Consider the following 10552-nt stretch of genomic DNA (forward strand, 5'->3'; position numbering starts at 1 on the left):
CCAATCCCCAGCCCTACTTCGCCAGGCTCGTCGACCCACGGCGCGAAACCCGCAACAAGCTGCACGCCCTGCAGGACATCGTCATGATCACGCTCTGCGCCACCCTGTGCGGTTATGACGACTGGGTCGGCATCGAGGACTTCGCCCACGAGAACGAAGCCTGGCTGCGCGAGTTCCTGCCGCTGCCCAACGGTATTCCCTCGCACGATACCCTCAGCGACGTCATCGGACGCCTGGAGCGCAAGGCTTTCGCCGACGCCTTCGCGCGCTGGATGCAGGACAGCCTGCCGAGCTTCGACGCCCGGCATATCGCCCTCGACGGCAAGACACCGGTGCGCTCGCTTTCATAGGCGTCCTCGCAGGCCTGCAGGTCGACGACCTGATCCAGGTCGGGATCGTAGACCACCAGCGAATGCCCCGGCAGGGCGGCGGCGCGCTGGCCACGCAGCGGCTTGAGCCGCTTTTCCGTGGCCGGCAGGTGGTTGCCATCGACAATGCGCAGTTGCCAGCCGGGCAGGCCGGGCGTGCGGCCCAGTCCCGCGACGACCGGCGCCAGCCGTTCGGCGCTGCCGCGCACCAAGGCCCGCAGCAACGCCGGTTCGGTGCGGCTGACTTTGTCGTACAGGGCCGCCACGGTCACCGGCAAGTTGTCCATATGGCGCGCGGCGGCATGGGCGCAGCCCCAGCGAAACTAGCGACATCGGCTCGGCGACGGTGAAAAACAGCAGCTCCCGGGGATACTGGCGGTCGGCATCGCCCGCTCCAACGCCAGCCGTGCCATGACACTGGCCGGAGCCTGCTTCTCAAGTCGCGTCAGAATCTCGTCCCACATCACCTTGGCCCCTCGCTGGTTTTCGGGAGGAGAGTTTACGTAAAGACCTTGAGGGGAGTGTGTGTAATGCCCGGCAGCTTACGCCTCAAACCCAGCCAAGCACGGTTTGCCGCCCTGCAGGAATGGATCGAATTCCTTCGCGAAAAGGTCGAGCCGTTCGGCTCCGGCCCCGCCTGAATACGCCACACTAGGCGCTTGCCGTTTCCGTTTCCTGAGACAGCTTCGCAATGAACATCTATCCCTTATACGTTTTCGATTGCGCCCGCCATACCGATATCCTGCCGCCTCGGATCGAGGGTGTGGCCATGGCAGAGCAAGTGATTGTGCGGCTGCGTGATGATGAGTTGGGCCCCCATCCGCGCTTCGAGCGTTTGGGCATGCATCTGGCCAGGCATTTTCCCAGCCTTCCGGAAACGCTGCCCGCGACGGCGATGGAAGAAGAGATTGAGGCCTATCTCGACATGGAGCCGTTCTGGATCGGCGATTCGCCCGATCATCAGCTTCGCCGCTGGACCAGTGCGCTCTGGGTGCCGGAGATCATCCGTATCGATCAGATGCCGGAGCTTCTGAAATTACTGTTGCTCCTGGCCAGGCAGCTGTGTCTGGATGTGTACGAGGAGATCTATCTGCCGGCAACATCCTTGACGATTCCTACGGGGGAAGGTGACCGTTATCGGTTGTTTTTCGATCCGGTGGCCGGGCCGAAGCAATTCACGGGCGATGCCTTTCGCACCTTCCTCATCGAGCGGTTGAACGTTGCGCTTGCCGGACTGGGATTCGGTTACCAAGCATTCTTTTTCAGCCGTCGCATCGAGGGAGGCAAGCAGCTCATCTTGGGCCCTCTCTGCGGGAGGGCACCGGCGCTGTCCTGCGAAGTCCGCCAGATTGGATGCAGCGACCGGTTGGCCGCCACCAAGCATGAGATTTATGGTCCTAGTTGGAGTCTTCCTACTTACCCCAGAATTTTCTACGTGTATCTCCGCGGTACCCAGGAGCTGGCACGCCATGGATGGAAGGCCCAGCCGTTTGCGGCATCCAGTTATACGACCAATGAAGAGGAGGTCGACTGGATGGTATCCGACCTGCTCGGCTTGCCAATCCTGGAGAGGACCCGCGCCGTGGAAGGCGTCGACTGGCTGTTTAGCAGCGAGGCGGTAGAGGAGGTCTTCCTCGACAACCTACATGGGTCGCGGAGCATCATCGACGATTATAAGAGGGTGACCATTTACGCCCACCGGGCCGGGAGTCTGCGGTTTGGTGCGATCGTCGCGGATGTCGAGCAGCGCATCGCGAAGCAGCATTCGATGGTCACCGAGCGGTATCGGGCTCTGGTCGAGTTGTGTCGCACCTCCGTGCAGCCAGTTGGCAGTGGGGTGGCGTGAGCTGCATGGAAGTAAATCAGAAGGGGCGGTCAATTGGACTCTGTATGTGGGGTATTCATATTGCTTTGGCCTGCCTGGTCTTCAGTCAGGGAGCGTTCGGGCAGACACTGGCATCCTTGCTGGACCTCGCGCGCTCCAGCGAGCCGACCTACCTTGGGGTCAAGACGAATGTGATGGCGGCCAAGGCTCGAGTCGACCAAGCCTTCGGCGTGATGCTGCCGCAGGTAAGTCTGACCGGAAGCACTAACGCTCACGACCGCAACTATAACACCCGCGACTCCCACGATCCGAGCGCGTCAGAGGGATACAACAGCAACTCCGCTCAAGTGAGTCTGACACAACCTATCTGGCGCTACGCCAATATAGTCGGCTGGCGACAGGCGAAAGTCGTGGCAGAGCAGTCCGAGTATCAATTGGCGGGAGCCGAGCAAGAGTTGTTGGCCAAGCTGGTGGAGGCCTGGTTCAACGTGCTGGCAGCACGGGATGAGGTAGCATTTACCACTCAACAAGCCGCAGCTCAGCAATTTCAATTGGCAGTGGCAACGCGAGGAGGAGAACTCGGTGCCAGTAGCTGGCCACAGCTGGAAGAGGCGAGGGCCAAGTTGGATCAGGCCTTGGCGGATGTGGCCATGGCGGAATCCGAAGCGCAGTTGAAGCGGGCGGAGCTGGAGCAACTGGTGGGGCCGCTGCACGAGCTCAATGCGTCCTACATGCGTGGCGAGGCGGTGCTGGCCAGCCCTACTGCGGTCAAGCTGGATGGATGGTTGCAAGGGGTGGACGCTGGCAACCCCAACCTGCTCGCAGCGATGCGGGCGTACGAGGCGGCCGAGGCCGAGGTGAGCAAGCAACGTGCCGGCCACTACCCGACCTTGGATCTGGTAGCCAGCTATGGCAAGAACAGCCAATCTGTAGGCGGCTTCCCCGGGCAGTCCGGCTACGACATCAAGCAGGGCACAATGGGCCTGGAACTGAGCGTTCCGATATTCTCCGGCGGCACGCAGTCGGCCAAGGTAGTGGAGGCCCTGGCTCAGCAGGAAAAGGCTCGATTGGAGGTCGAGATGGCACGCAGGACGGCCGTTTTGGCAATCAAACAGGCTTGGTTCACCTGGCATTCCGCGCAGATACGGACCCTGGCCGGCATCCAGGCCATCCGCTCGGCGCACTCGACATTGGCCCAGGCTCAGGTGGGCACCGGACAGGGGCTCAAGACCCGGCTCGATATCCTGCAAGCGGAACAGCAACTGCGTGCAGGCCAGCGCGATTTTCGCAAGGGGCGTTACGATCAAGTGGTGGCTTACGTCAAGCTCAAGGCTGCCGTGGGCTCCTTAACCGAGGGTGACGTGGCGGCGCTGGATGCGTTATTGGTGACCTCGCCAGAGGAAGCGGGCCCGGAAATGGAGCCTCGGCTAATCAAGGTCAGGGCACGATGATGGGCGCCAGTAACATAATGTCCGACGAACTGGACGAGCTTCGCCAAGCGCCTTCCGACCTGGCCGTGTGGGAGGCTTTTGTCACCTCCAAGACCGCCGAAGAGCGTTGCCGCACTTGGCTGGCGCTGGTGTGCGGCCGGGTCCTGGGGGCTGAAGCAGCCGCCGTACTGATCGAGAATCCCAGCAATCATACCTACGTCCCCATGGCGGTGTGGCCGAAGGCTGGGCCGGAATTGGGGCGGCTGGGCGCTGTAGTCGAGGCAGCGCTGCGCGAGCGGCGCGGTATGGTCAAGCCTGCGCCCACGCCGTCGAATGCAATGCACATCGCCTACCCCCTGATGGTCGAAGAGCGGATCGCCGGAGTGGTGGCGCTCGAAGCCAAGTGCCCCGAGAACGAGGTTGGGACGGTCTTGCGCGAGATTCACTGGGGGAGCGCGTGGCTGGCGAACCTGTTGGCAGGTCGTGAGTTGAGCGAGGCACTCCGCGCCCGGGAGCGGGCCGGCTCGGTGCTGGAAGCCATGGCGGTGACACTGCGCAGCGGCAAGCTGCAGCTGGCCCTGTTCGAGGTGGCCAATACCCTGCGGCAACATTTTGGATGCGCCCGGGTCGCCATCGGTCTGGTGAGGCAGGCGACAGTCAAGCTGGCGGCGCTGTCGGAGGCGGCGACATTCGAAAAGCACACTTCTCTGGTCAAGGCATACGAGCAGGCCATGGAGGAGGTGTATGACGAACACCGCCCAGTGCTTGCGCCCGTTCCGGAGGGTGGCGCCGATATCCGCGCGCCGAAACACGAGGACTTGCGCGCTATCTCGGGGGGCGGGGCGGCGCTGTCCTATCCCCTGACAATGGGGGCACGCTGCATCGGCGTGGTCACGCTGGAGCGGGAGCGCACGCCGTTTTGCGAGGATGACCTGGTTTGGCTGGAGGCTTTCTCGGCCTTGGCGGCACCCATCGTCGAGCAGCGCAGGGCGGCCGAGCGCGGCGCGCTGCACCGTCTGGGCGAGGACATCCGGGGCGTGCTCGAGAGGATCTTCGGGCCGCGCCACCTGACCTGGAAGGTGGCGACGGCGGCCGTACTTATGCTGACGGTCTCGCTTGTCCTGGTGCCGATCGAATACCGGGTTTCAGCCAAGACGGTCATCGAGGGCGAGGTGCAGCGGGTGGTGGCCGCGCCCTTCGAGGGCTTCATCGGCGCTGCCTACGTTCGTGCTGGCGACACAGTGAAGGCGACGCAGCCGCTGGCGCAGCTCGATGATCGCGAATTGCGCATCGAGGAGGCCAGGTGGTCGAGCGAGCGTGACCAGTACGAGAGCCGCTTGCGCGAGGCCATGGCCAATCGTGATCTCACCGCCATGCAGGTGATCGGTGCGCAGCTTCGGCAGGCCTCTGCGCAGCTGGCCCTGGTGAGCGAAAGGATCGCCCGTGCCCGGCTGATCGCGCCTTTCGACGGTATCGTGGTCTCCGGTGACCTCAGCCAGCAGATCGGCGCGCCAGTGGAGGTCGGCAAGAAACTGTTCGAGATCGCGCCGCTGCAAAGCTACCGGATCATTTTGCAGGTAGATGAGCGTGAGATCCGCCACGTGCAGATGGGCCAGCGGGGCCGCCTGGTGATGACCGGCATTGCCGGTGAGCCGATGGATTTCAAGGTGGCGAAGGTTACGCCGGTGGCTACGGCGCAGGAGGGCAAGAACTTCTTCCAGATCGAAGCCGTTCTGGCTCAGGCCTCGCCGCGCCTGCGGCCGGGCATGGAGGGCATCGGCAAGATCGAGGTGGGGAGTCGCTCGCTGTGGTGGGTGCTAACCCACAGTTTCAGCGAGTGGCTGATCCTCGCCGTATGGGTCTGGATTCCTTGAGGGACCTATGGCACGTAGTCTGTTCAGCTCCTCCTGGCACTGTGTTGCCGATCTAAAGCCACGTCTGGTGCCGCAGGCGCGCATCTACCGGCATGTCTATCGCGGGCAAATATGGTTCGTGGTGCAGGACCAGACCGGCGGGCGCTATCACCGTCTGTCTCGGGGGGCTTATGCGCTGGTATTGGGCATGGATGGCTCGCGTACCGTCCAGGACTTGTGGGAGCAGGCCAATACCGCAGGACCGGGCGACGCCTGCACTCAGAACGAGGTGGTCGATCTGCTGGTGCAATTGCATGCGGCCGACCTGCTGCAGGCCGATGCCACGCCGGACTCGGTTGCTCTGTTCGAACGCTATAAGAAAAAGCGCTGGACTACGTGGAAGCAGTACCTGTTCAACCCGATGAGTCTCAAACTGCCGCTGCTTGACCCGGATGCCTTTCTGGCGCGTTGGGCGCCGCACCTGGCCTGGTGCTTCGGCTGGATGGGGGCGTTGCTCTGGCTGGCAGTGGTACTGCCGGCCATGGTGCTGGCCGGGCAGCATTGGGGAGAGCTGACCCACAACCTGTCGGATCAGGTGCTTTCTTCGAGCAACCTCTTGGTGATGGCCTTCGTTTTCCCGGCGGTGAAACTGCTGCACGAGCTGGGCCACGCCTTCGCCACCCGGGTCTGGGGCGGGGCAGTGCACGAGATGGGGCTGATGTTCCTCGTCTTTGCGCCGGTGCCCTATGTCAATGCATCGGCCTCGTCTTCCTTTCCTTTCAAGAGGCGGCGCGCGGTGGTGGCGGCAGCGGGCATGCTGGTGGAGCTCTTCCTGGCGGCGCTGGCGCTCTACGCCTGGCTGCTGGTCGAGCCGGGCGTGACCCGGGCCGTGGCCTACAACGTGATGGTGGTGGCCGGGATATCGACTCTCCTCGTCAATGGCAACCCGCTGCTGCGCTACGACGCCTATTACATTCTCTGCGACCTGATCGAGATGCCCAACCTGGCGCAGCGTGGCCAGAAATACCTGGCCTACCTGTGGGACCGTTACGTGTTCGGTGCCAAGGACACCGCGGCACCGCCGGAAACCCCCGCGGAGAAACGCTGGCTGCTGGTCTACATGCCGTCGGCGTGGTGCTACCGGGTCTTCGTGACGGTATCGATCATTCTCTTCGTGGCCGGTCAGTTCTTCATCTTCGGGGTGCTGATCGCCTTGTGGGGCCTGGTCACGCTGGTGGGCATGCCGCTGTGGAAGGCTTGGCATCACATTACCCGCAGTCCGACGCTGCAACGCCGCCGGTCGCAGGCTATGCGTCTTTCTACGGCCTTGACGGTGGGGGTTTTGCTGCTCGCCTTCACTCTGCCGGTGCCTTTGCGCACGCAGGCGGAGGGCGTAGTTTGGCTACCCGATGACGCTATCCTGCGCGCAGGAGGTAACGGATTCTTCCTTCGTTGGTGGATCGAGCCTGGTACTCGAGTCCGTAAAGGGGATGCCCTGTTTCAGCTGGAAGACCAAGCGTTGGTCACCGAGCTGAAGGTAGCCAACGCCAAGGTAGAGGAGGCCGAAGCGAAGTTTCGCTCGGAACAGTTCTCCAATCTGGTCAAGGCGGCCGTGTCTTGGCGCCAGTGGGAGCAGGAAAAGGCTGTGCTGGCCAAGCTGGAGGAGCGGGCTGAGAAGCTGGTCGGATACGCGAAGACGGACGGCGTGTTGGTGGCTGCCCAGTCGCAAGATATGCCGGGGCGCTACATTAGGAAGGGAGATCTGGTCGGCCATGTGCTCGAGCACGATGCGTTGATTGCCCGCGCAGTGGTGTCGCAGGACGACATCCATTTGGTCCGGACGTATTTTCGGTCGGCGGAGCTGCGCCTGGCCGATCGGATCGGCGAGAGCCTCGAGGTGGCCATGGTGCGATCACCGGCCGGCGGCGTCGACGAACTGCCGACACCCGCGCTGGGTTTGGCGGGGGGCGGCCGGATTCCGACGCTGCCCAGCGATCCGAACGGTGTGAAGGCGACCGAGCGGATCTTCATGGTGGATCTGGCCTTGCCTGCGGATGTGCCACCAGCAGCCTTTGGCGAGCGCGTGCATGTGCGATTCAGCCATGGCTGGGAGCCTTTGGCATGGCAGGGCATACGCCGCTTGCGGCAGCTTTTCCTGAGTCGCTTCGGTGTCTGACGTGCGTGCCCTCCTGGCCGGTCGCGCCATTGATGTGGCCGATGGTGCCTACCCGGAACGTGCCGAGCAGCCCGTGCATGCTGTGGAGGATGCCTTGCGCGCCTTGGTAGCCCGCTTTACGGGCGGCACCGCCAAGCGCTCAGGACGCTTTGTGAGGCAGGTGAATGCTCTGGAAGACAGCTCTCGGGCACAGGACGACGATGGCTTGAGGAGTGCCATGTACGTGATGGCCAAGCGCATGCAGCAGGAAGGTTTCCGAGAAGAACTGGTGGCGCAGGCCTTCGCGCTGGTGCGGGAGGCGTCGCGGCGCGTTCTGGGCATGCGTCATCACGATGTGCAACTCCTCGCCGGGCAAGCCTTACTGCAAGGCAGGATCGCCGAAATGGCGACCGGGGAAGGCAAGACCCTGGCCGCGACCTTGGCTGTATGCACCGCCGCCGTAGCAGGCTCAACAGTCCATGTGGTAACGATCAACGACTACCTGGCCGAGCGCGATGCCGAAGATAACGCACCGCTGTACGCTTTCTTCGGCTTGAGCCTGGGCATCGTCAAGCAGGATATGCCGATCGAGGAGCGGCGCGCCCGGTATGCCAGAGATGTGGTCTACGTATCGAACAAGGAGTTGGCCTTCGACTATCTCAAGGATCGAATTGCCCTAGGTGGCATCTCGGCATCGCAGCTTAAACTACGGCGCCTGCAAAGGACGCATTCGGCCCCTGTTTCGATCTTGCGCGGTTTGCACGTCGCCATTGTGGATGAGGCCGACAGTGTGCTGGTTGACGAGGCTAGGACACCCTTGATCATCTCCGAGACTCTGCCGGACGAGCTGGGGAGGTTGGTCTATCACCAAGCGATCACGGTGGCCGGCCAGCTTGAGCCGGATTTCCACTTCCTGCAAAACCATGACCGGGACATCTGGTTGACGCCTGCTGGCGAAGCCGAGGTGGTTAAGGAGGTGGGTTCATTCGAGGGAGTCTGGAAGTCCCCGCTCTGGCAGAAGGAACTGGTGGGTAAGGCCTTGTCGGCTTTGCATCTCTTCCATCGCGACCAGCACTACATCATTGCTGATGACAAGGTACAGATCGTCGATGAGTTCACCGGACGGGTGATGCCTGATCGGACCTGGGAGCGCGGGTTGCACCAGATGATCGAGGCCAAGGAGAATTGCGAGATCACCGGACAGAGGCGCACGCTGTCGCAGATTACCTATCAGCGCTTCTTCGGCCGTTACCTGTTGCTCGCCGGCATGACGGGGACGGCAAAGGAGGTGGAGCCCGAGTTGAAGCGGGTCTACGACCTCTCTGTGACCCGCATTCCTACCCACAAGCCGCCCCGGCGGCAGCGCCTACCAGATCGGGTATTCCGCACGTCCGCCGAACGCTGGGAGGCTGTCGCGCATCGGGCGCATGCGGTCGCGGCGCAGGGACGGGCTGTCTTGGTGGGCACGCGCTCGGTTGAGGCTTCGGAACTGCTGAGCCGACTCCTCGAGGCGCAAGGTGTGGCCCATACTGTGTTAAATGCGCGCCAGGATAAGGCGGAGGCCGAGGCGGTGGCCAAGGCCGGGCAATCCGGACAGATCACGGTGGCCACCAACATGGCCGGACGGGGGACGGACATCAAGCTCGCGGCTGAGGTCGAGCAGCGAGGTGGGCTGCACGTCATCCTGACTGAGTTCCACGAGAGCGCCCGGGTTGATCGGCAACTCTTCGGCCGTTCGGCGCGGCAGGGCAACCCCGGCTCGGTGGAGGTGATCGTCAGCCTCGATGACTCGTTGTTACAGCGCTATGTTCCCAGGTTGACGCGCATGGCTTTGCCGATATGGGGTCACAGTAACTTGACTAAGCGCTGGCTGTTCCGATGCCTGGTAGTTTATGCGCAGTCTAAGGCAGAAGTACGAGACCGCCAGAGCCGACTCGACACGATCAAGCTCGATCATAAGTGGCTCCGGGCGCTAGGCTTCGTTGGCGCTCACAAGAAATGAAATGAGTGTTCCAACAATCACATCTAGAGCAATGAAATGGACTCCCCCTCCTTACGGCGTTACGGCGTCAGCGCGCCAGACTGAAGTTGCAAAAAGCAGCAGTCATCGACGGAGGGAGTCAGCATGAAGCTCAAGCTAAAACCTGCGTGCCAGGCAGTGGGTTGAGGTTGGTGGCTGGACTTGCCCTTGTCAAACCAGAAACCCAGGGCAATCGCACGAAGCCAAGCCTTCGCATTTGAGTCCCAGAAGCTCGGCCCGATAGTCATCCGAGGTGTTGGCGATGAGCCGACGAGTCTTGAGGCTGCCCTTGCGCTGGCTCGGGTCCAGGCGGAGCAGGTTCAGCGCCAGTCGCTTCAGCGTCGCCAGGTTATGGGCCGCATGGGCGGTACGCGCGCGCATCAGGTCATCGGCAAACACCATGTCTAGGCACCCGTGCACGCGCTTCTCGATGCCCCAGTGCTGGCGGATCGCCGATGCCAGTCGCTCGGCATCCGGCGCCAGGCTGCTGATGTAGTAACGCCGCTCATGCGAAACCTTGCCCTGCAGGTGGCGCTCCGACTCGATCACCGCGAAACAGCCGAGGTCGGCCCCTTGCTTGCGAATGGCCTGCGCAATGCCGGGCTGGGTTCCCATGGCATCGATCGTCACCACACAGCCCTCCAGGGCCAGGGTGGCCAGCAACTCAGGAATGGCTGTCTTTTCATTGGACTTGGCCGCTGTGGCTTGCTGCCCCAGGATCAGCCCGGCGTCGGCCGCAAAGGCACTGACCAGATGCAGCGCCGCCTCACCGGCCTTGGCCGTACGACGGCTGGTTTTGCCATCCAGGGCCACCACCTGGGGCGAGAGCGCGGGCAACACCGCCTCGACCCAGCGCCGGAAGGCGGACTCGAATGCCTGCGGCTGGATCAGCGCGAAGAGC

General features: G+C 62.9%; 7 protein-coding genes and 1 pseudogene. 6 read left to right on the forward strand and 2 right to left on the reverse strand.

What is annotated here, in order from left to right; translation table 11 throughout:
• Positions 1–68: 68 nt before the first annotated feature.
• Complete coding sequence (locus BMY22_RS21570; protein WP_244158960.1) at positions 69–350, forward strand: ISAs1 family transposase; 282 nt, start codon at positions 69–71, stop codon at positions 348–350.
• Here BMY22_RS21570 and BMY22_RS21575 read toward each other — a convergent pair.
• A pseudogene (locus tag BMY22_RS21575) lies at positions 290–781 on the reverse strand (IS4 family transposase); the annotation flags it as partial. The gene BMY22_RS21570 and the pseudogene BMY22_RS21575 overlap by 61 nt on opposite strands.
• A gap of 278 nt (positions 782–1059) precedes the next feature.
• Between BMY22_RS21575 and BMY22_RS21580 the strand changes: the two are divergent.
• The 5 genes from BMY22_RS21580 to BMY22_RS21600 are packed head-to-tail and all read left to right on the forward strand — an operon-like array spanning position 1060 to position 9633.
• Entirely contained in the window at positions 1060–2214 is a 1155-nt protein-coding gene (locus tag BMY22_RS21580) for a hypothetical protein (protein WP_090625325.1), read from the forward strand.
• Between the two features lie 44 nt (positions 2215–2258).
• Positions 2259–3644, forward strand: coding sequence for a TolC family outer membrane protein (locus BMY22_RS21585; protein WP_167363789.1), 1386 nt, complete (start codon positions 2259–2261; stop codon positions 3642–3644).
• A gap of 17 nt (positions 3645–3661) precedes the next feature.
• Complete coding sequence (locus BMY22_RS21590) at positions 3662–5497, forward strand: GAF domain-containing protein (protein ID WP_090625331.1); 1836 nt, start codon at positions 3662–3664, stop codon at positions 5495–5497.
• A 7-nt stretch (positions 5498–5504) separates the two neighbouring features.
• Complete coding sequence (locus BMY22_RS21595) at positions 5505–7652, forward strand: efflux RND transporter periplasmic adaptor subunit (RefSeq protein WP_090625328.1); 2148 nt, start codon at positions 5505–5507, stop codon at positions 7650–7652.
• Between the two features lies 1 nt (position 7653).
• Entirely contained in the window at positions 7654–9633 is a 1980-nt protein-coding gene (locus tag BMY22_RS21600; RefSeq protein ID WP_208599368.1) for a preprotein translocase subunit SecA, read from the forward strand.
• A 189-nt stretch (positions 9634–9822) separates the two neighbouring features.
• On the opposite strand, the gene BMY22_RS21605 is transcribed toward BMY22_RS21600, so the two are convergent.
• Positions 9823–10552, reverse strand: a 730-nt coding sequence (locus BMY22_RS21605; protein ID WP_143068591.1) for an ISAs1 family transposase, incomplete at its 5' end; no start/stop codon positions are given.

The sequence above is a fragment of the Azotobacter beijerinckii genome (genome assembly GCF_900110885.1).
Classification (GTDB): domain Bacteria; phylum Pseudomonadota; class Gammaproteobacteria; order Pseudomonadales; family Pseudomonadaceae; genus Azotobacter; species Azotobacter beijerinckii.

Excerpts from the sequence above, each read along its gene's own strand:
- BMY22_RS21595 (WP_090625328.1), top strand. The coding sequence starts at position 5,505 with ATGGCACGTAGTCTGTTCAGCTCCTCCTGGCACTGTGTTGCCGATCTA.
- BMY22_RS21580 (WP_090625325.1), top strand. The coding sequence starts at position 1,060 with ATGAACATCTATCCCTTATACGTTTTCGATTGCGCCCGCCATACCGAT.
- BMY22_RS21590 (WP_090625331.1), top strand. The coding sequence starts at position 3,662 with ATGTCCGACGAACTGGACGAGCTTCGCCAAGCGCCTTCCGACCTGGCC.
- BMY22_RS21585 (WP_167363789.1), top strand. The coding sequence starts at position 2,259 with ATGTGGGGTATTCATATTGCTTTGGCCTGCCTGGTCTTCAGTCAGGGA.